The following is a 21,115-nucleotide window of genomic DNA, read 5'->3' on the forward strand; positions in this document are numbered from 1 at the left end:
CTATAAACAAATATTTTGGAAGAGAATCACGCCATCAAACCCTTATATTATAAACTCCTCGACAATTCGATCACCGAAGAGGAATACCATCAATTGTTGGCATACTTCGGTTCCGATATAGAACCCGAATATCTGCATGAGATGGTTCTACAAGAACTGGAAAGCGATGATGCGGTAGATATCTACCTCAATCACCGACAACAGATTACCCATACGGTCAGCAATGTTCGAGAAAAGCTTCGGGTTGCCGTATCAATGGCGCCACCGAAAGAAAAAACTACTATCAGGAGACTGTTACCTTACTTGGCAGCTGCGCTTATCTTGATTGTTGGGACGGTATCCTACCTATCTTTAAGGTATTCCGCTACCGATCCCATATTGGCTGGTAATATTGCTCCAGGAACAAATCGTGCTATGCTGATGTTGGAGAGTGGCGAAGAGATTACGTTGAGCGAACAGCAAGAGGGACTACTTGCTCTGGACGGAATGATTAGCTATACCGATGGCACTGCTATAAAGGAGGTCAACATGTTGCAACAGCTCACACTGACGACTCCAGCCGCAGGACAGTATCAGATTCAACTGCCCGATGGCACCAAGGCATGGCTTAATGCTTTGTCTTCGATCAGCTATCCTGCACGTTTTGAGAGTGATGTACGCAAGATAACCGTCACAGGCGAAGTTTATCTCGAAGTCAGTAGAGATGCGTCAAAACGCTTCGTAGTGGTCGCCAACCAACAGGAAATCGAAGTCCTGGGTACCCATTTCAATATCAATAGCTATGCGGACGATGGGAATACATACACGACGCTTGCTGAGGGAAGCTTAAAAGTGACTAGTAAAGTGGATGGTAGCAACGTACAGCTCAAGCCTGGCGAGCAGTCCGTGCTTTCGAATAAAAAAGGCCTTTGGGTTGAAAAAGCAGATATTGAGCAAGTTCTTTCTTGGAAGGAAGGTTTTTACATCATTCAGAACCAGCCACTTTCGTTATTCAGCAAACAGATCGAGCGCTGGTACAATGTGGATATAGAAATGGGTAGTAAGGGAGATCTGCGCTTATCTGCCATGATTCCACGCGACGTTAACCTATCGGAGGTAATCCAGGCCATTGAATTAAAAACAGGCATACAATTTAAAATAGAAGGAAGGAGGATAACAGTACAAGAATAAAGAACTAGCGAACCCAGCAGTTGTCTAGACATTTTAAGTACTGCCGTCGTGCAGCAAACACCAACGGCAGTGATGTCAGATCACATTTTAAGCAACTAACTTAATTTTTTAATCGGACAATACAAACTTACGGATTATACAGTACCACTACAAATTCATTGGAAGTACTGTATTATATCTGTTATTAGGTGGCGTATTGTTCATTTATGAACAATTTATGAAGTATAAAAACAAACCGTATCGAACCGGCAGGGGAATAATCTCTCCACATATCTTTTTGATGATGAAATTGACCATATGTATATTCTTTATTTCCATTTTAGGAGCTATGGGCGGTGTGACTGCGCAGCGGGTCCATATTGACGTAAAGGGTGTACCCCTCCAAAAAGTATTGATCGATATCGGAAAACAGTCCAAACATATCCTCATTTATGATGATAAGGATTTTAAAGATGCAAAAAAGGTAACCCAGCGCTTTAGCAATAAAGATCTTTCCGCCGCTTTGGATCTACTACTGGAGGGGCAATCCCTACAATATACCATTCAGGGGAAATCTATTATGATATCTCGCAAGTCCAAACCTGCAATTTCTGCTTCTATGCCTATAGACAAGGTAATAGTCCAAAGCTCCATTAAGGGGAGAGTGACGAATGATAGAGGAGAGCCCCTTGTTGGAGCTAGCATCAAGGTCAAGAATACAAAAATAGGTACTACAACCGACGATGAGGGGTATTTCGTTTTGAATAATGTAGAGAATTCATGTGTACTAATTATCTCTTTTATAGGCTATCTGGATCGAGAAGTTAATGGAGCAGGAGATATAGGTTCTGTCAGATTAAGATTAAATGATAATCCCGTAGACGAAGTTCAGGTGATCGCTTATGGAACAGAATCCAAGCGCCTCAGTGTTGGCGCTGTATCAAGCGTATCTGCAGATGAAATCGCACGTCAACCTGTCACCAATCCGTTATTGGCATTACAGGGCCAGGTCGCTGGCTTGGCAATTTCTGCTACCAATGGCGTACCCGGCTCTACTGCATTGGTGCAAGTCCGTGGGCAGAATACCTTAGGCACAACACTACAGGTCAAGCCTTATGACCAACCCTTATTTATCATTGATGGTGTTCCGTTTGCACCTCAAAATGTCAATATCAATCAATTGAATAATCTTGCCACGGCACAGTCTTTCAATGGAGGAATAAGCCAGCCAACAGGACTCAGTCCATTCAATAGTATCAATCCCAATGACATTGAAAGTATAAGTATATTGAAGGATGCCGCCGCTACCTCCATCTACGGATCTCAGGCTGCTAACGGAGTTGTTTTAATAACGACAAAGCGGGGTGAGTCTGGAAAAACTACACTTGATATAAATCTAAATACACAGTTTAATTCCACCGCTCGGCCGTCACGTCTGATGAATACGCAGCAATATCTTCAGTTACGGCGAGAGGCGTATGCGATAGACGGGCTAGTACCTTCTGATGATCCTAACGATTATGAGGGATTTGCACCTGATCTTACAATTTTTGAACAGGATAAATACACCAACTGGCAAAAAATAATCACAGGTAAGATGACACGTAATACAGATATGCACGCCACCCTATCCGGAGGTTCTGCTTCCAATACATTTCTTGTGGCAGCAGGATATACAAGTTCTGATTACAACTATCCTGGTGATTTTTCGGACAAGCGTTTTACGTTACACAGCGCTATACACAATACCTCAGCCAATGATCGCTTCACACTTGATTTAGTCGCTGATTATGGATATGACCAAAATAATTCAGCCAATTATCAAGGCAGGCAAGGAGTACTACTAGCACCCAATATGCCTGATTTGGTGTCCCCTAATGGAGATCTGGTATGGAATTATAACGGTTATCCTTTAGAAGTTCAGAACTTTTATAGTTCGCTAATGCAACCTGTGTATTTACAAAACTATAATTTCAATAGTTCCTTGAGGATCAACTATAAGATAGCGAAAGGATTAATGATAGGTACTAACGTGGGCTTTAGTAGGAGTAATACAGACGAGCGGTCTGAAAATCCTGCCCGTTCGCAAAATCCTTCCTTTGCAGAAGCAAGCGCGGGCTTTGGCAGTAATGTCTCACAGGCGATCAATGTTGAGCCACAACTGAATTATAACCTTTCGATTGGTGGAGGGATACTGACCGCTTTACTTGGGGGCACCTATAAGAAGGTTACAAATGATGCTTACCAGGTAGAAGGATATGGTTATTCAAATGATAACTTCTTAGGGTCTATTATCGGAGCTACCGATACTTACCCCTTTGAAACCAAAAATCTATTTAAATATAGTGCAGGTTTTGCCCGTCTTAAATACATTTACGATCAGAAATATATCCTGGAAGCTTCGGGAAGAAGGGACGGTTCTAGCAACTTTGGACCTGGTCGTCAGTTCGGTAATTTCGCATCAATAGGGGCTGCTTGGATTTTTTCAGAAGAAAAGATTGTCAGAGATCTTGTTTCCTTTTTAGGTTATGGCAAGTTTTCTGGAAGCTATGGTACTACCGGCGGCGATGCTTCCAAAGCCTACTCTTATCAGGCATTGTACGAAAATTTATCAGGAGTTCTACCATTTCAGGGGATTAAACCAGCCTATGCTTATAACCTCTATAACCCAGATTTTAGTTGGGCGACAAAAAAATCTCTGAACCTAGCGTTAGATTTAAGCTTCATCGATAATAGAATATCCGTAAACACCACTTTTTATAGAAACAGACAGGGCAATCAGTTAGTGGATATGCCACTCCCGGTACAGACGGGTTTTACACGCGTATTTGGTAACCTAGATGCACTTGTACAAAACAAAGGGTGGGAGTTTACAATCATGTCGAGTAATGTTAAGAATGATAATTTCTCGTGGTCTTCTACTTTTAATCTGACCTTTAACCGGAATAAACTGCTTGATTTTCCAGATTTAGCATCCTCTGCTTATGCAAATAAATATATTATTGGACAACCGACTTCTATAATAATAGGATATAAATATAAGGGGGTCAATCCAGACACCGGATTATATGAATTTTATGACAAAGACGGTAACACCACCTATAATCCAAAGTTCGGGATGGCAGCCAATGGGGGAGACCAGGTGCCTATAGGCAATATGGATATCAAGTATATGGGGGGAATTGGTAACAATTTTACATATAAAGATTTTGGTCTATATATATTTTGCCAGTTTTCAAGTAGTTACTCGCCCAACTATCTTTCTGCTCTTTACACGTCAGATTTCCCCGGCGCACCTACTAATCAACCTGTAGCGATATTAGATAACTATTGGCAGCAACCCGGAGATGATGCTCTCATCCAGCGTTTAGCAAGCAGTTATAATTCGAGCTCTCTTCGTACTATACCTATTTTTACCCAATCTGACGGCGTATATAGCAATAATACATATTTGAGAGTCAAGACTGTAGCTCTGTCCTACACATTGCCAGAAAGAATCCTGAAGCACATACATGTAAAAGGAGGAGGGATATATGCCAATGCTCAAAACTTGTTTACCATTACAAATTATAAGGTTGGCGATCCTGAGCAGCCCGGCACTATTACGGCTTTACCTTTACAGCGGATTGTTGCGTTAGGTCTGAATCTTAAATTTTAAGCAGTTATTATCATGAAAAAAAGCGCTTATATATATATAATCAAAATCAGCTTCTTATTTACCGCATTATACCTCTTCGGAAGCTGCAAAAAGCTGATAGAGATACCGGGCAACCCGCCGACCTTCATCACCAAAGAACAACAATTTGCCGATAGTGCCACTGCGATGTCTGCGGTGGTAGGCGCATATTCTTATAGTCAAGGCAAAGGATTTGGTTATAGCGATGCCAATTTTACTGTGGCCACAGGGCTTTCTGCCGACGAAATCTCAGTTACAGCTAGCAACACCGATTATACTCATTTTTATAATTATATGCTGACACCTTTGAGTGGAGGCATAGTCTCTCTATGGCAATATCCTTATCAAGGAGTATACAAAGTAAACGATATTCTGGAGGGTGTGTCACATAGCAAAGGTCTTTCACAATCGTTTATCAGGCAGATATCAGGCGAGATGAAAGTTCTCAGGGCTCTATACTATTTTAATATGGTAAATATATTTGGAGGGGTACCTTTAGTCACGTCGACAGATTATCAACATACGGCTCGTTTTCCAAGGACTTCCGTTGACGAGGTCTATCGACAGGTTATCCAAGATTTAGAGGAGGCCGTTATCGATTTATCTCCCGATTATCCATCGAGTGGACGCCAGCGCCCGAATCTTTACACAGCAAAAGCATTGTTGTCCAAAGTGTTTCTATACCGCGGAAATTGGAAGGAGGCATATGATGCAGCCGATGATGTGATCAAAAGTGGGATCTACAGTATCAGCGATGTTGCTGTAGACGCAGCTTTCTTAGAAGGTAGTGACGAAGCGATTTGGCAACTACCTGTAAAGAACTCTTATAGGCAGACTGATGACGCTCAGACTTTTGTCCCGTCAGCCGGAGTATTGCCAAAATATTTGGTAACTCCATTTCTTCTCAATCAATTTGAAAAATCTGATCAACGTCTTCAGCATTGGGTAGGAGTATCCATTGTCAAGGGGGATAGCTTTTATTATCCTTTCAAATATAAGAACAAGCAGGCATCAAGCCTCCCTCTAGAGAATTTGATGATAGTTCGGCTTGGAGAAGTATTACTGATACGTGCTGAAGCGGCCGCGCATCTACACAATCTAGAACAAGCGGTGAAAGATCTAGATGTCATCCGTAGGAGAGCAGGATTGGAGAATAGTATCATAGACAAGACTTCACAGCAAGTAGTGTTGAATGCGATTATGAAAGAACGGCAGTTAGAACTGTGCTTTGAGTGGGGTAATCGTTGGTTTGATTTAAAGAGGAACGTAACCATAGAGAGCTCGGCATCCACTGTACTTGGTGATGAAAAGGCAGGTTATACATCTGATGCAGCGCTGTATCCTATTCCCCAGGGACAGCGGCAGTTGAACAATTTGCTGGAGCAGAATCCTGGTTACAATTAACACACAAATACAAAATGAATTTAAACGATATCCCAATGAAGAAGAAAAACTTCTCCCGCTATATTTTATTTGCCATATTATCCAGTTTGAGTCTAACAGTGAGTGGGCAGAATACCACATTATCGGCCCATCTCAAAGAGCTGTCAAATGGCGCTGTTACGTTGTTCTATATGAAAGATGGTCTTTCCATTGTTGACACTTCTCTTATCCAGAATGAAAGATTTGAATGGAGTACTGATTTATTGGAGCCCACACGTATTACATTGACAGTGGGGTCTAGCTTTTATCATTTTTTTGCTGAACCAGGGAATATTCAACTAAATGGTATTGCTGACAGGACGGATACATATGTTCTTAAAGGCTCCTCTGTACAACGTGATGCGGATCTGTTTGATGCTTTTACAAAAGATCTAAGGCATACTTGGGATTCTTTGTATACTGCACTCCGCGAAGCGCCTGCAGAGCAAAAGGCAATAATTGAAAAAGAACGCAAAGTTGTGCGAAGCCAAAATGACAAAAGAGTCGAGGCATTTATTTTGAATAACCCAGCGAGTTCTTACAGTTTATATTTAATAGGACTAGAACGGGATTTTAGCAGAATACGATATCTATATAGCTTGCTGGACGATTCCGTCAGACAAACATTTGCTGGTGATAAAGTTGCAAAGAAGCTAGGCGCCTTGTCCAGAAGTCAGGTAGGTGAGCAAATCAAGGACTTTACACAACCCGATACTTTAGGCAATTCTGTGTCATTCAACGAGTTTAAAGGGCATTATGTTTTAGTAGACTTTTGGGCTAGTTGGTGTATACCATGCCGCGCAGAAAATCCTAACGTGTTGAAGGTTTATAATAAATATAAAGAAAAGGGATTTGAAGTGATAGGTATTTCCTTAGATGATAAAATGCAGAGTTGGAAAAAAGCTATTCGAGATGATAAACTGCCCTGGGTAAATGTCTCCGATCTCAAAGGCGCAAAAAATGACGTTGCTATTGCCTATGCTATCGAATTTATTCCAAGCAATTTATTGGTCGACCCTTCCGGAAAGATTATCGCTAAAGACTTGAGAGGTGATGCTCTGGATCAAAAGCTGGCTGAATTGTATGATTAATCATTAAGCGTATCCGAGAAGTTCATTCGTTGCACTATATGTGCAAAAATACAATTATTGCGCTATATGTGCAACGAATTTATTTCCTAGATAATGATAATCCTTTCCTGTACAGCCTCTACTCATACTGTTTCAGCGTCTCGACCAGTTCCTTTTTGTAGGTAAATATATCATCGATATCCTCTAGCAGCTTCTTTTCGCCCTTGTCTTTGCCATTATGGAATACCTCCAGGTATTTATTTGCCGAGTTGAAATGTTGCCTTGCCAACGGTTTTCTATTATTATCATCCAGCAATATTCCAAAGTACGACTGTGTATCCCTGAATGCAATCCTAGGCGAGGGGACATGCTCCCTGAGGATAGCTTTTACAATCTGTGAGCCTTCCAGTTCCTCCTGTGTCGTTATTATCTTAGGCCCCTCATCCACCTCCGTATTGTCATCAATAGGCTCTACAGCGGCTATTGGCTTCTGCGGAATAGTATCGTTGATATGCAGCGCACTTTTTAGCCTCGAGTTTATAGACTCATTGATTGACGAAGTCAATGCCTTTTTGGTATACTCCCTAAAAGCCAGCATTCTAGTAGCAGTGAGTGGCTTGTCAAAAAACTTGCTGACCAATAACTTCACTAGCTCATCACTCGGTTCGTCGATTTCTTTTTCAAACTCCTTCTTGATCGCTTTGATATATTTCAATGCCTCAGCCGAATCCAATATACCTTCCAGATGATAGCCCTGCTTGGTAAATTTTTCCAGTATCTTGATATTAGAGTCCTTCAGGTTCGACAGATCCAACGTAAAGAAAGGCTTCTCATCCATGATATTCGGCTTCTCCAGATCCGCATAGAAGTTGTAGATGTGGCCATTAGTTAATACCCCAAATCGAGCCTTAGAAACATGATAATAACGGTGTAACTGCGAGTTGTGCGCATCAGGGTTACCCTTCCAATGTTTACATTCGATAATCAGTATCGGCTCACCGTCCTTCTTAATCACGTAATCTACTTTTTCCCCCTTTTTCGTTCCGATATCACAGATGAATTCAGGGATCACCTCCGTAGGGTTGAAGATGTCATACCCCAGTATCTGGATAAAAGGCATTACAAAAGCATTTTTCGTAGCCTCTTCTGTACCGATCTGCTCTTTCAGAGCGTCTACACGCTGGTGCAGCTGTTCCAACTTCATTTTTAAGTCTGTTTCCATAATTTGTTGTTAAAGTCTATGCGCATCTCAAAAGCACATGATTTGGTCAATACTATGTTTCTCCGTTTATATGGTTACCTAAAGCTAGATAATAAACCTCATGAAATCAATTGTTTTTGAATTTAATTACAATCCACTTTACAATATTGTCAATTTTAATAATAATATAATACAGGTTGTTACGGCTTCCCGTAAATGCTATTCTATTTAAGTTATGACCTTTGTGCAATAATTTGTTGAATAAGCATTGGGTTACTGAATAAGTTTTGACTATTTTAGGAGAAGCCAAACTACGTATACGAAGCCGTAGCATTTATAAAGTTCAAATGAGAGAAATCAAAGTATTATATTCACGAAAGCACGGTACGATTGAAGCTTCACAATATAAGTGCGGTACCTATCCTCACACAGCCAAAATTGTGGCTACCTTCTATGATTTAGGGAAAGCCAACAAGTTTATTGTAAGGGTGCTAGATAAGTGGGATTTTAGCAATCCAGAACTGCTTCCCGCGAATGATGATTTAAAATCTGAATGGATCAGGTTTGAGTTCGACACTCAGATTAAAAAACACTTAAACATAATCTAAACGATTAATCGAGCTTACGTAATATAAACAAGATGCTTTGATTGTTCGCTTCTTGTCGTTAATGAATACTTAGGTCTAAAGATACATACATAGAACTTGGAAAAATTAGAAGATTTTTATTTTGATGGATTAAAGGATGATCCGAAGAAGCTATTTGAACTAGATGGTACTCAAAGAAAAACAGTTATAATTAAGAATCTTCACTACAGCGATAGTTTACGAATATACAACTTGACCTGTATTGATCTAATTTTTGAAAACTGTGTATTTACACTCTCATTAAGATTAGATCAGTGTAAAATTATGTCCTTATCGATTGAAAGATCGAATTTTAAAGATTCTCTTTCACTTGGACGTGAATCACAAATCGATCAGATTTATCTAAATACAGTTGATATTTTCAAATCATTAGACTCATACTGCATCTTCACGCGTTTTAACTGCTACAGATTAGGAACCAAGAAGTTGAACCTCCTAAACAGGAAGGGGGTTCTAGAAGAGAAATCAGAAGAAGTATACATCTATATACAAGATAGTGATGTTTTTATGACTAGTATTTCTATAGTAGACAGAAGTATAGAAGTTGAGTTAAAAAATGATAGCATAAGGTCTTTCAACGTAAAGGAAACTAAAAAGCTGTCGCTCATCATTAGGGAAAGTAATGAACTTCATAATGTCACTATCAATGATATAGATGAAGTCAAGTTAAACGGGCTATACCAGTCACCTATTGAGAAGTTAGAACTAACAAGTTGTGGTATCAGTCAAATCACCGATTACACTGCATATTTCGATGACGACTATTTTGAGGGAAATAAGATAGATGAGGTTCATCTAAACAATTGCATAATTTTAGAAAAGAGTACACTAGAAATCCCTCGTCCGCTCAAACTTTACGTAGAAGAATGCAAATTTGACACACCTTTACTAGTAAAGTCTGTGTACAAAAGGATTCATGTTACTACAACTGATTTAACAATCGGTGACAAGAACTCCGGCGACATTTTGATTGAGCATGTCAATGTAAATCTCAATTTTGCAGGGACCAATTTCTCTAACATTACCGTCAAAGGTTCGGGAATTAATGCATTGACATTTGACACCTTCTCTAATCACGGCAAGATCAATTTCATCAATTCAACCTGCTCAGCTGAAGGGTTTCTCAAAGCCAATAAATACACAAATCACCTGACGGCCTACGATTCGATTTTAGACAACATTAACTTACACTTTTTTGATCTCAATACATTTAGACATATACACTTCGTCAACACGAATATATTGGGTATGCAACTGTTTCATTATCCAGAACGGTTAGTCAATTATTTGGATAATCTTAGTATGCTACCTTGCATAGAAAATGAACGAGATTTTAATATCAATGCTAAGTTCACTTACAACCAATTGAGATTGCTGGCCGAGCGCAATGGGGATACTGATAAATCTGTAGAATACCGTTCGCGGGAACAAAACTATCTCCGTCGGACTAAAGATAATGTGGGGGACGAACTCCTTCTGTTTTTAAACGAGCTATCCAACTGGCATGGGAGAAACTGGCTCTTAGGTGTGTTTTTTACTTTGATAGCTGGTTTAATCTCTTTTGCAGGATATCAAGGCTCTTTAGGGATTTTCCTTTTTTGTGATTCGAATTGGTCAGCAGACTATATACGATATATCGCTACCTATCCCAAATTACAACTGGATAACTACCAAGCACAAGGAACAGTTTTAACTGACCTAGCCAGAATATTTGGTATTATCTTCATGGGCTATGGTGTTTTCCAGACGATAGCAGCATTTCGAAAATATGGGAAGAAGTAATTTCCCCTACAAATACTGTTAATAAACTAATAGGGACGGAAAAGCACACTGTTTTAAACAATAGTAGATAGATAATATGGGAAGAACCATCTCGTAGATAGAAAAAAGTGGTTATATGACTGAAGATGAATTCGTCACGTTTAAGGAGACATTGCTCACTATAGATGATGCACTTAATAATAGATTGCCTAAAGAATTTGGAGATGCTTATGATATTTTTCTCAGAGACTATGGATGGCATATGCGACTAGAGGAACATCCTAATAAGTTAATACCTTTTATGTTACGAGGGAACAAGGCTATTGATAGACATTTTATTAGGCAACTTCGTTGGAGTCTCTTCTTTCTTTGGACGAAAGCAACTAGACGTTTCCCAAAAAGGAGAAAGATGATCAACAGTGCGTTTAAAGCCCATTTAAGAAGTGATTACACAGCTTCTGTGCCGCTTTTTTTGATACTATCGGAGGGGATTTTTAGAGACTTATGTGGAGAGGATCTTTTTACAAAAGGAAAGAAGTCTAAGATGGAAAACTTTACCAAGAGGAATCCTGATTTGAGGATTTTCCCCCTCATCTCTCATATTATAGATGCTGTTAGCAATGGTGATATTATAGGCCTTCGCTTTTCTGATGAAGAATCATTGAAGTATCCAAATGTGTTAAGTCGAAATAAAATATTGCATGGTGCGGACTTAAGTTATGGAACTAAAGTAAATTCATACAAAGCCATTTCTCAATTCGAGTTTGTAGTAGAGAATGTGTACAAAGCTGTAACGAACAGTTTTATATGAAGTTACAGTTTTAACAGAAATACATTGCCAATGATTACAACTTACTGTCCGTTATTTTTATCTTTCAAGCTACGTAATCTAGATAATAAGCTTTCATACTGATATACAGCTTTTAATATCTCTTTCGTAAACTCTAGGGAAATCTCAATTTCTTCTTTGCCTATCTCAGAAAAAGTCTGTGCTTCAATATGTGCAGCATCATTCCCCAGAAGTCTTAATTCGTTCATTCCGCTTATTAGTTCTTGCGGTATGAGAATTTTGCTTCCTAAATCTTGAAGTTTTTTTAATAAATTATTTCCAGTAGATCCTCGATCAATACAGATTTCTTCAAGAGTTTTTCTGATCATAATTGCTGATGCGATAAAACATGAAGCAGAATGGCACTTAATTGCCTCTTCAAAGGCATTTATTACGTTTTTTGGTATGTTGTTTCTGTCAAAAGGAATAGTTTCAGATGGTGACGTAAAAAGTATATTTCCTCGGTAGTGAGAGATAAAAAATAAATGACCGTTACAATTACGATTAGGGCATTTTCTTAAACCTAATGTTTTTTCTGGATTATTGCTACTAGAATATATGTCAATATCATCCATTTCAAGTGGAATAAAGCTTCCATTATGACCACAATGTGGACATTTTATAGCGATATTTGCTTTTGAACCTCGTTTAATATTATTCAGGTTAACTTTCATTTCGGAGATAATTCTAGTAATTTTTATACTGACTTAAATATAGTGAAATTTACATGTCTTTACAATGTAAAAGAGCTTCTCGTTTGATATTGAGCAGTATAAAAGTTAGGTTTCTGTATATTTTACTAGGAATTCGTGAGGTCATTTACAATAAATTGTTGAATTTGTTCTCTTTGGTTTTTATATTTTGCTATCTTGATGTCACCAAGAATGCAATTAAGATATTTACTTAAATCAATATGAAATTAAAATCGGTAACAATTAAAAATTTTAGAGGGTATTACAATAAGACTACAATTCTGATGGATGACCTTACAGTATTAGTCGGTAAAAACGATATTGGGAAGTCTACAATTTTAGAAGCCTTAGATGTTTTTTTTAACGAAGGTAAAGGTGTAATTAAATTAGATAAAGATGATGTAAACAAAACAGCATTATCAGAGGGAGATACAGAGATTATGATATCAGCAACATTTTGTGAATTACCAGCAGATGTTGTTTTAGACGTAAGTAATAGAACTCAGTTGTCTTCAGAATATTTGTTGAACTCTCATGGAGATCTAGAGATTATTAAGCGCTATCCTAATGCAGGAAAAGAAAAGGTTTATATAAAAGCTAATCATCCAAAGAATGACGAGTGTTCTGATTTACTTTTAAAAAAGAATACGGATTTAAAAGCCATTGTTAAAGCGCATGGGATCCAATGTGATAATCAAACTGCTAATGCAGTATTGAGGCAGTCTATCTGGCAACACTTTGGCGAAGCACTTGATCTGGAATTGACAGAAATCGATGTAACTAAAGGTGAAACCAAGACAATTTGGGATCAACTTCAAACCTTTTTGCCTCAATACTCTCTTTTTCAATCCGACAGAAAGAACAGCGATGGGGATAGCGAAGTACAAGATCCATTAAAGGAAGCTGTAAGACAAATTTTAGGAGATGCTGATATCGTGGCCTCTCTTAATGAAGTTGCACTAAAAGTTGAGCAGCATTTAACCGGAGTAGTAGACAGCACTTTAGATAAACTGAGGGAGATGAATCCCGATATAGCAAATTCCTTGACACCTATAATTCCTCCAAAAGATTCCCTAAAATGGCTAGATGTTTTTAAAAACGTTTCAATATTTGGAGATAATGATATTCCAATTAATAAAAGAGGTAGTGGGGTGAAAAGATTAGTACTATTGAACTTTTTTAGGGCAGAAGCAGAGCGTAGGTTGCAAGCAGCAGAGTCTAACTCTAAATCTATAATTTACGCTATTGAAGAGCCCGAAACGTCGCAACATGCACATCATCAAAAATTACTAATAAAAGCGTTTTGCGGATTAGCTTCTGCGAATAATACCCAAGTACTACTCACAACGCATGGTTCGAATGTTGTTAAAGGATTGTCATTCCAGGATCTGAGACTGGTTTCATTAACAGAAGAGGGGCATAAGGAGGTCTCAAATGTAAATGCTGGAAGTTTACCATACCCGTCGTTAAATGAGGTCAATTATTTAGCATTTGGAGATGAGACAGAAGAATATCATAATGAATTATACGGACATTTAGAACTAATCGGAGAGCTAACAAATTACTTTGTCGGCAGACAAACTTTATCATACGTAAGAGAGTTGAAGGGAGGAGGTACAAGAGTGGAACAAAAAACATTATCAGAGTATATACGGCATCAGATTCACCATCCTGAAAACGTACGTAATCAAAAATATACTAGTGGTCAATTGAGCACTTCAATAAAGGATATGAGGGCTTTTATGCTTACGCTTGTTTAGTAGATCTTGAGATAATGAATTTTATCTTTGAATACAACCAAGTGTTGAAACAACTTAGTGAACAAAGCAAACTAAGTAATCTACTGCAATTAGATAATAAGCTTTCCGATGATGGGTATTGGGATAGATTTGCACGATTAAGTGTAATCGATAAATATATTGAGGGATATGGTTATCATTTATTGTATGAAATTCAGTCATTGAGTAATCAGATTCATTTTGGTGTTTTAAATTGTTTGTTATTTCGTCCACTGGTATCTTTAGATAAAACTGATCCTAACATTTACAACCATAGATTGACTTTTATGATGGAGTCAACAATACACTGTATTTACGGATATTGGAATCGGATTGCACTGCTCTTAAATTTATATCTAGAAAAGCCACTTGACAAGAAAGAAGTGTATATGATGAAGTTGCTAGATTTAATTAGGAAGCAATTCCCTGAACTAAAGGAATTAGAGGAATTCAAATGGTTTGTGGACTTAATGGAAGATTTTTTATCTTTTAATAGAAATGAAATGGTGCACAATTATTCAATTATCATGCAGGAATTTTTACCAGTGCAGGGACGTGAGAAGATAGATTACGATATAATAATCAAAAAGTTGATCTATCATAATAATGCTATTTCAAATGATGTATTTAGACTTTTAGATCTACTTGAGTACATAGAAAGCAATTTTATAAAAAGAAATAAAAAATAATTTGCAATTGGTAGTATTATTACTATCTTTGTAATGTGGTTCAGTTAGTGTGGTGATAATTACAGGCGGTAATATAGCCGCACTAATAATATTATTTCTCATGAAGTATAAAGAACTGCACAGATTAGTCAGAAGATGCGGTTGGCGTAGAGTCGCTGATGGCAAACATCCAATTTATGAGAAGGATGGTATTCGTTACCCAGTTCCTTTTCATGGAGGTAGAAATGTTCCGAATGGTCTTTTGCTAACAATCATCAAGGATCTGGGGCTGAAATAGCTCCTGATCCTGATGTTTATTACTAAAGGAGGATATATGAAAACTCTAAAAATTATAATTGAGCGCGGGGAGGATATGTTTGGAGCGTATGCCGAAAATGTTGCGGGTATTTATGGAGCAGGAGATACAGTAGAAGATACTAAAAATTCAATACTTGATAGCATTGAATTATTAAAGGAGTATAATTCTCTAGAAAATACACCAAAAATACTGAAAGGAGAGTACAAGATTGTCTATCATTTCGATGCTGAGAGCTTTCTCAACTATTATAAAGGTATCTTTACCAATGCCGCTTTAGAAAAGATTACAGGTATCAATCAGCGTCAGTTACAACATTATTCTTCTGGCTTAAAAAAGCCTCGGTTACCTCAATTAAAAAAGATTGAGGATGGTTTGCATAATCTTGCAAAAGAACTCCAATCAATAGAACTAGTTTAGGGCCATCTTAAAAACTATTTAAGATTCTTCTAGTAAAAATGATTCAATGAATTGACTCATAATAACCCGGTGTTGATTCGTCATTTCTATGACTTCGCTACTTTTGGGTGTTCCAAAAGTAGCAGAATCTATTCTCATTCTTTCTATCTTAATAGAATTATTAAATAAGGTGATTAACTTCGTGTGCTTTTGTTTTTTTTCGACAGGAACTATTATAGATTCTAATTCTACAACAATGTTTTCTATATAACGTATTAAGTTAGTAGAGCTTTGTACTATTTTATCTACGGTGAATTCTCCAGGGCAGCTTACTGGAATATAAGACTGGAATCCATAGGTGAAGATTTTCTGAATTTTTAATTTCCAGTTTTGGGCTAGATAGTTTGAGTGGGTTGAGGGAAAGAAATCAAATATCCCCTTTAATACATCCGTGTGAACTCGTTTCAATAGTTCGAGTTGTTGATGTGAAATAGGTCTATTGTGAGCTTCTTCTCTCCGTATCCTATTCAAGTCTTCCATAGATTGAGCAAAACTATCTCGGTCTCCGAATAGATTGGAAAAATCATCCCAATTTGAAGATACTATTTTCTTTAGATCTAAAGTAAAAGTATAGTTGATTAAAATAGCCCCGTCACTCGTTTGCTCATCAAATTGACGTTTGTATAGATTTTCTGTTTCTTTTCTTATTTTGTTATCAATAAATATTTTCCACCAACTGCTTTTGTTTTTTACCTCAAGAACTTTACATATAGTTTCTCGCAAAGTATTTTCAATCTCTGCAATAAGAACCTTGGCTTGCGCTGTCCTGTAATCATTTGTGTTTTCTTGAAAATATGTTAGCTTTAACCACTCTATTGCGTTGTTTCCGATTAATTCAGAAGTCTGTTTTGATGATATTGCATAAAGTAATTCGTTGTCATCTTCATCGATTGCAGAGACACAATAGTATTTGAATTCTATTTTTCTGTAATCACCATTTCTAAAGAAGCCATTGAATGATCCCATTATTTCAGCAATTTCCTTTTTTATTTCTGCACTCTCGTTAGCTTTTGAATAATAGATACATTCTAAGCTATCCTCATTTATTACATCAAGTTTCTTAACTCTGTACTTTGGGGTCTTAGCGTTAAATATATGATCGTTTTCTAAGTTGAATTTAATTACTGAAATTAAACTCTTTCTTGTGATAATACTTTCCATTTTCTTGGTTTAGATTTTATACCAACTGTTTTTTGTCGCTGTTAATTAAGGTTATACCAATTCTAGCAACTCAAAAAATAATCTATCTATGAATTCGCTAAGATTTGTGGTTTTAACTTTTGAAGGCATTATCGATATTTTTGGTTTAAATATATTATCTCCATATAGAATACTTTCATTTTCACCTGGGTATAATAGAACTAACTCTTCTACTTTACGCGTGGGATTTACGCTCACGGCTGTGTCGAGTATATATGATTTGATACATTTTAACGAGTGATTACCCTTGACTGTTGAGTATGAAGAATATTTTGAGTCTAGAATATAAATTTTACTAGAGCTCAGGTGCTCGACTTTTATAACGTAATCTGGTTTATAATAACCATTGGATATCCGCTGTAAACCTGATTCATTAGTTATATTTCCAATGTAAAAGTCGTAAAAAAGAGTGATGCTGAAACTATTGTAATGTAAAACATATTTATGAAAAATATCGTTACTACATAAGTTCGACTTTTTGAATGTAATAGGTTTTTTATTTAATAGAGAATTTATTAGCACATACAGATTAAACCTTTCATAAAGGGTGCTTATTTTTTTTATGTTTAACAATCGAAGCTCCCCATCAAGACTAAATTTCATATCTCGCATCAGCTTGATTTTGATATAGGCCTCAGAATAATGCTTTTTATTCGAAAAAACAGATGTCAGTTTTGGTATAGCATTTTTCGGTGTGGTATTTGGAAAAATCTCATTATACTTTAACTTAAGATACCTGATTTTTGATTCAACCTTCTCAATATCATTTTTGAGTTTTATGAAAGGTATGACTCTAAATTCGTTGATACTGTAATATTCTTTGTTGTATGATATAATGTCCGGAACATTACTTTTTATAATTCCTTTTATTTTTTTTATTAGTTCCAACACAAAGTCAAAGGAACCTAAAATGATCTGATTCTCGTAAATGTTGTAGTCATTTACTCTCTCCTCAGTGAGAATTTTATCAACTACAGAATATTGATTGTCTATTTTAATTGAATCCCCCACGTTTTTATAGTTATAATCAAAATCTAATTGATCAATATTGTTTAACAACCATTCAATTGATTTACTGGTGATTTCAGCATCAGAGTAGTCTTTGATTATTTCTTCACTTCTTAATACATAATGAGACAATGACTTGAACGTGTAATATTTTGATTTAAAAAAAACATGATAATCTTCAAAAATATTGACGAATTTTGAACTAAAACTGAAATCAGCATTCGATGATTCTAATTTCGATTTTATAGAGCTTTTTGAAAAGAAGTTGTCAAAAATTATTGGATCTTGATTCCATACGTATAATAATATATCTTCCAGCTCTGGAACTTTAAGTTTTTGTATTCTTACTTCGATATTAAATTCTTCATTGTTAACTAATAATGTTATATAGCCGAAGTGGTCAGCAAAGATTCTTGAACTAGTAACTAATTCTAAATTATTTGGATTTGCTCTAACTAAAGAGTATTCAAGGGCTTCGTCTTCGAGAAATATAGTCTTTTCTACTATGTGCCCGGTATAAGTGAAAGTGTATTCATACAATTCGTAAACAACATAGATGCCATTTTCGGGAAGAACTTCCCTTCTTTCTGTTTTGTTTATATGAAAGAGTTTAAACATTAGATAATGTTAAAAAATAATTGAAATTATCTTCATAAATTCCTTTTTCTGATCCTGTGGTTATAATACCGTCTAATATGCGATACGATATCTCACATTTATGCTCTTTTAATTTCTCTTTCAGATTTTCTAGTTTGTGTTTGCTTTCGGCTCCTTGGGTATTTATAAGTGGAAGTAGTCTTTGAGCTATACAATAATCTAATGGTTTATTGACATCAGACATGTATTTGCTAGCAAGTGCTACATATCTTCTAATTCCAATCTCAACTCTAGGACTGATAAAAATCTTTAAGTTTTTAAATTCAGTTTTAATCTCCTTGTATATCTTTTCTGTTTTATCGTCTATCGCAAAATCAATGTTATTTTGGGGTAAAAGAGCAAAAAAATCACAACAACGTTCAAATGTAATTCGAATATTCTCCACTTCGTTCGTAGATATATTGTTAACATTGATTTCAGGCGATTTATCTAATTGAATGATGTTTACTCTATCTAGAACCCTGGGTGACAATTCCTCTGTAGTATGGTCATAGTTTATTGTCCCAATGAAGCGGAGATTATTAGGGAAGTTTATAACTTCATTATGACCTAGTTTGATTTCTAGCATTCCAGTAGAGTCCGTAAGATTGTAAAAAGAGGACCAGTAGTGTTCAAGTGGGCTGAGGTTTGCTTCGTCTAGTATAACGAATGAAATTGGCGAACTTTGATAAACACTTTGCTCCTTTGACTCGTTATTGATTTCCTTTAGCAAGGAATATATGTCACTAGATGATGAATGGAATCTTTTTGTTAAGGGATTTACAAATCCAATGAGGTCCTTTTGAGAAGTCCATCCTCTGTTTACAGATACTTCTCTTATTCTGTTTTTTGGTGTTAAAATCCTTGTTAATAATCTAGCTAGGGTCGTTTTTCCTGTTCCAGGAACACCTGCAAATATTGTTAGTGTATTTTGAAATATAGAAATTAGTAAATTGTCAATAAAGTGGGTTTCAAAGTTTCTATTGTATTGTCTCAGTATGTTTAGTAGATCGTTTCTAAATTCTCTATATTGTTCTTTATTATATTTGTCAACAGTGACTAGGGGGCGGACATGAGCGTCCTGTTGGTCATCTTGTTCCGAAAGATCACGACCACTAATAAAATCAAAATGAATTTTCGATTTTACTAGATTCTGTAAACTGGTTTGAGCATTTTTTTGTTCTTCTTTGAAATCCTCTCTCAAGCTTGCAATTGTTTGATTTAACTCGTTTTTCTGTCTTTCATAGTAATCAATATCTTTTTTCGTCTTCTCTAGATGGCGCTCAAGGTCGGCTTGTTTTTGTTCTACCTCTTGTTCCAAATTGTTTTTGCGATTGGTAAGTATTTCGATTTCTTTGTCTAGATTATTTTTGTTTCTATCCCATTCTTCTTTCTTAGTCTGTTCCAGATTGGATATATCATTTGAGATGGTGTCTTTGGTATGATTTAATTCGTCTATTTCTTTGTTGATGTCTATTTTTAGTTTCTCAAAATCTCTGTTCAGTACAAAAATATCCTCCTCTAACTTTTGCTTATCATCTTTGATTTTTTTTACATCTGGTATGAAATTAATCAGTTGAATATTTCTTTCTAAAATATTCTTACTTTTTCCAAGAAGATCTTGTAGACGATGATTTTCTTTGATCACATTTTCTAAAGATTTTAGTTCGGACGACTTATTTATTACTTTTTTTATGGCTTCCAAAGAGGATTCATTGAAGTAATCCGGATGAGACTGAAGTTCTATTTCAAACTTTTTTATAAGCTCTTCATCACTTATAAAGTCAAAATCTTTTTTAAATTTCAAGGCCAGATTTGAGGTGTCTGGAATATAAATTTTACGAGAGAGTTCATTTGCTTCAAATTCTAAATAGGTTTTTTCGTTTAATTCATATTCTCCAAAAGCCCTGAAAGAACTCTTGATTATTGTAAAGGAATTATCATTTACTTTTAGAGCTAGGAAAGGACCTATAAGTTTGCCATTAGCGATAGTGAAAAAGCAGTTTTCTGTTTCAACATATATATATTTAATTAGCTCGAATATTTGACTAGAATAAGGAGTAAACAAAGAATCTGCTTCGTTAAGTTTACCATCGAAAATTTCTATAACTTGATTCGTTTCTAGATTGCGTATATTCGCATTAAAGGTTTTTACTTTTGGTAAGTTCGGATTTTCCGCACCGTTATTTTCTACTATGGTTCCATAGCTTATTTTTATTATTTGGTTATAGTAGAACCTATTTAAAGGTAGGTCTTCTATATTATGAGGGTTATTATATGGAGGACGTGAAGCAAATAAATTGTTTTCAAATTCAAAATGATCTAAATCTATTAATTTACCATTGTCATTGCATATTAAAGGGATTACGTTGTATTCATATCTCTCATCTCTAATGCAAATTATATATTTTTGATCAGAAAATCTATTATTTTGATAGGATATTGTTTCTTGTAGTTCAGTTATATTTCCAATTTTCATTTCTTTGGATGTTACGTTTATTATTATTGTATTTAATCTAAATTGATTATTTCTTAAGAGTTCTTTTAAAACAACTAATGAACTTGAATTATACTCTTAATTACTTTTTTGTATAAATGGCACT

At 36.1% G+C, this 21,115-nt stretch carries 15 protein-coding genes; 10 read left to right on the plus strand and 5 right to left on the minus strand.

Going from position 1 to position 21,115, the window contains the following annotated elements; all coding sequences use genetic code 11:
* Positions 1 to 15 precede the first annotated feature (15 nt).
* The 4 genes from JKG64_RS01770 to JKG64_RS01785 all read left to right on the plus strand — a co-directional run bounded on the left by JKG64_RS01770 (position 16) and on the right by JKG64_RS01785 (position 7,338).
* A complete protein-coding gene (locus tag JKG64_RS01770; protein ID WP_210352624.1) occupies positions 16 to 1,170 on the plus strand; it encodes a FecR family protein in 1,155 nt (384 codons plus the stop codon).
* 217 nt (positions 1,171 to 1,387) lie between these two features.
* Positions 1,388 to 4,807, plus strand: a complete 3,420-nt coding sequence (locus tag JKG64_RS01775) for a SusC/RagA family TonB-linked outer membrane protein (protein WP_210352625.1) — start codon at positions 1,388 to 1,390, stop codon at positions 4,805 to 4,807.
* A gap of 12 nt (positions 4,808 to 4,819) precedes the next feature.
* Complete coding sequence (locus tag JKG64_RS01780) at positions 4,820 to 6,229, plus strand: RagB/SusD family nutrient uptake outer membrane protein (protein ID WP_210352626.1); 1,410 nt, start codon at positions 4,820 to 4,822, stop codon at positions 6,227 to 6,229.
* Between the two features lie 35 nt (positions 6,230 to 6,264).
* Positions 6,265 to 7,338, plus strand: a complete 1,074-nt coding sequence (locus JKG64_RS01785) for a TlpA disulfide reductase family protein (RefSeq protein ID WP_210352627.1) — start codon at positions 6,265 to 6,267, stop codon at positions 7,336 to 7,338.
* Positions 7,339 to 7,456: 118 nt separating this feature from the next.
* Here JKG64_RS01785 and JKG64_RS01790 read toward each other — a convergent pair whose 3' ends face one another.
* On the minus strand, positions 7,457 to 8,539 hold the full coding sequence (locus JKG64_RS01790; RefSeq protein WP_210352628.1) for a type I restriction endonuclease: 1,083 nt from the start codon (positions 8,537 to 8,539) through the stop codon (positions 7,457 to 7,459).
* A gap of 890 nt (positions 8,540 to 9,429) precedes the next feature.
* Here JKG64_RS01790 and JKG64_RS01795 point away from each other — a divergent pair.
* Both JKG64_RS01795 and JKG64_RS01800 read left to right on the plus strand, forming a co-directional pair.
* Positions 9,430 to 10,947 (plus strand): hypothetical protein, encoded by a 1,518-nt coding sequence (locus JKG64_RS01795; protein WP_210352629.1) that lies wholly within the window; start codon positions 9,430 to 9,432, stop codon positions 10,945 to 10,947.
* 115 nt (positions 10,948 to 11,062) lie between these two features.
* On the plus strand, positions 11,063 to 11,737 hold the full coding sequence (locus JKG64_RS01800; protein ID WP_210352630.1) for a hypothetical protein: 675 nt from the start codon (positions 11,063 to 11,065) through the stop codon (positions 11,735 to 11,737).
* 41 nt (positions 11,738 to 11,778) lie between these two features.
* Here the strand turns inward: JKG64_RS01800 and JKG64_RS01805 are convergent, their stop codons facing one another.
* The gene (locus JKG64_RS01805; protein ID WP_210352631.1) at positions 11,779 to 12,429 is read right to left on the minus strand and encodes a DUF4145 domain-containing protein; all 651 of its coding nucleotides are present in this window, start codon (positions 12,427 to 12,429) and stop codon (positions 11,779 to 11,781) included.
* A gap of 239 nt (positions 12,430 to 12,668) precedes the next feature.
* Between JKG64_RS01805 and JKG64_RS01810 the strand changes: the two genes are divergently transcribed.
* The 4 genes from JKG64_RS01810 to JKG64_RS01825 all read left to right on the plus strand — a co-directional run bounded on the left by JKG64_RS01810 (position 12,669) and on the right by JKG64_RS01825 (position 15,629).
* A complete protein-coding gene (locus JKG64_RS01810) occupies positions 12,669 to 14,207 on the plus strand; it encodes an ATP-binding protein (RefSeq protein ID WP_210352632.1) in 1,539 nt (512 codons plus the stop codon).
* Between the two features lie 14 nt (positions 14,208 to 14,221).
* Positions 14,222 to 14,914, plus strand: a complete 693-nt coding sequence (locus JKG64_RS01815) for a hypothetical protein (protein ID WP_210352633.1) — start codon at positions 14,222 to 14,224, stop codon at positions 14,912 to 14,914.
* Between the two features lie 100 nt (positions 14,915 to 15,014).
* The gene (locus JKG64_RS01820; protein WP_210352634.1) at positions 15,015 to 15,191 is read left to right on the plus strand and encodes a type II toxin-antitoxin system HicA family toxin; all 177 of its coding nucleotides are present in this window, start codon (positions 15,015 to 15,017) and stop codon (positions 15,189 to 15,191) included.
* Positions 15,192 to 15,227: 36 nt separating this feature from the next.
* Positions 15,228 to 15,629: a type II toxin-antitoxin system HicB family antitoxin gene (locus JKG64_RS01825; protein WP_210352635.1), complete on the plus strand. Its 402-nt coding sequence runs from the start codon at positions 15,228 to 15,230 to the stop codon at positions 15,627 to 15,629.
* A gap of 18 nt (positions 15,630 to 15,647) precedes the next feature.
* Here JKG64_RS01825 and JKG64_RS01830 read toward each other — a convergent pair whose 3' ends face one another.
* The 3 genes from JKG64_RS01830 to JKG64_RS01840 are packed head-to-tail and all read right to left on the minus strand — an operon-like array spanning position 15,648 to position 20,991.
* Complete coding sequence (locus JKG64_RS01830) at positions 15,648 to 16,829, minus strand: hypothetical protein (RefSeq protein WP_210352636.1); 1,182 nt, start codon at positions 16,827 to 16,829, stop codon at positions 15,648 to 15,650.
* A gap of 51 nt (positions 16,830 to 16,880) precedes the next feature.
* Positions 16,881 to 18,494: a hypothetical protein gene (locus tag JKG64_RS01835; protein WP_210352637.1), complete on the minus strand. Its 1,614-nt coding sequence runs from the start codon at positions 18,492 to 18,494 to the stop codon at positions 16,881 to 16,883.
* A complete protein-coding gene (locus tag JKG64_RS01840; RefSeq protein WP_210352638.1) occupies positions 18,487 to 20,991 on the minus strand; it encodes an AAA family ATPase in 2,505 nt (834 codons plus the stop codon). Before JKG64_RS01840 ends, JKG64_RS01835 begins: the two co-directional genes overlap by 8 nt.
* Between the last annotated feature and the right edge of the window lie 124 nt (positions 20,992 to 21,115).

The organism is Sphingobacterium tabacisoli (genome assembly GCF_017908035.1).
Lineage (GTDB): Bacteria > Bacteroidota > Bacteroidia > Sphingobacteriales > Sphingobacteriaceae > Sphingobacterium > Sphingobacterium tabacisoli.

Excerpts from the sequence above, each read along its gene's own strand:
- JKG64_RS01790 (WP_210352628.1), bottom strand. The coding sequence starts at position 8,539 with ATGGAAACAGACTTAAAAATGAAGTTGGAACAGCTGCACCAGCGTGTA.
- JKG64_RS01805 (WP_210352631.1), bottom strand. The coding sequence starts at position 12,429 with ATGAAAGTTAACCTGAATAATATTAAACGAGGTTCAAAAGCAAATATC.
- JKG64_RS01840 (WP_210352638.1), bottom strand. The coding sequence starts at position 20,991 with ATGAAAATTGGAAATATAACTGAACTACAAGAAACAATATCCTATCAA.
- JKG64_RS01815 (WP_210352633.1), top strand. The coding sequence starts at position 14,222 with ATGAATTTTATCTTTGAATACAACCAAGTGTTGAAACAACTTAGTGAA.
- JKG64_RS01775 (WP_210352625.1), top strand. The coding sequence starts at position 1,388 with ATGAAGTATAAAAACAAACCGTATCGAACCGGCAGGGGAATAATCTCT.
- JKG64_RS01800 (WP_210352630.1), top strand. The coding sequence starts at position 11,063 with ATGACTGAAGATGAATTCGTCACGTTTAAGGAGACATTGCTCACTATA.
- JKG64_RS01785 (WP_210352627.1), top strand. The coding sequence starts at position 6,265 with ATGAAGAAGAAAAACTTCTCCCGCTATATTTTATTTGCCATATTATCC.
- JKG64_RS01780 (WP_210352626.1), top strand. The coding sequence starts at position 4,820 with ATGAAAAAAAGCGCTTATATATATATAATCAAAATCAGCTTCTTATTT.
- JKG64_RS01820 (WP_210352634.1), top strand. The coding sequence starts at position 15,015 with ATGAAGTATAAAGAACTGCACAGATTAGTCAGAAGATGCGGTTGGCGT.
- JKG64_RS01825 (WP_210352635.1), top strand. The coding sequence starts at position 15,228 with ATGAAAACTCTAAAAATTATAATTGAGCGCGGGGAGGATATGTTTGGA.
- JKG64_RS01835 (WP_210352637.1), bottom strand. The coding sequence starts at position 18,494 with ATGTTTAAACTCTTTCATATAAACAAAACAGAAAGAAGGGAAGTTCTT.
- JKG64_RS01810 (WP_210352632.1), top strand. The coding sequence starts at position 12,669 with ATGAAATTAAAATCGGTAACAATTAAAAATTTTAGAGGGTATTACAAT.
- JKG64_RS01830 (WP_210352636.1), bottom strand. The coding sequence starts at position 16,829 with ATGGAAAGTATTATCACAAGAAAGAGTTTAATTTCAGTAATTAAATTC.
- JKG64_RS01795 (WP_210352629.1), top strand. The coding sequence starts at position 9,430 with ATGTCCTTATCGATTGAAAGATCGAATTTTAAAGATTCTCTTTCACTT.